The following is a 248-nucleotide window of genomic DNA, read 5'->3' on the forward strand; positions in this document are numbered from 1 at the left end:
GGCTAATGTAGTACGTTTAAACTTCTCACATGGTGTTGCCCAAGATCATAAAGACCGTGCGCAAGCTGTACGCGATATTGCAAAAAAATTAGGCAAGCATATTGCTATTCTTGCTGACCTTCAAGGCCCTAAAATCCGCGTTTCTACTTTTAAAGAAGGTAAAGTAACGCTTTCTGTGGGTGCAAAGTTCACTCTTGATGCAAAAATGGAAAAAGGCGAAGGCGATGTTAACTCTGTAGGTATTGATT

General features: G+C 40.7%; 1 protein-coding gene. It reads left to right on the top strand.

Annotated features, from left to right (window positions below; translation table 11 throughout):
• Positions 1-248: pyruvate kinase (locus tag AAEY57_RS20745; RefSeq protein WP_350608752.1), on the top strand; the 248-nt coding region annotated here is incomplete at both ends.

It is taken from the genome of Pseudoalteromonas sp. MER144-MNA-CIBAN-0113 (assembly GCF_040308965.1).
Lineage (GTDB): Bacteria > Pseudomonadota > Gammaproteobacteria > Enterobacterales > Alteromonadaceae > Pseudoalteromonas > Pseudoalteromonas tetraodonis.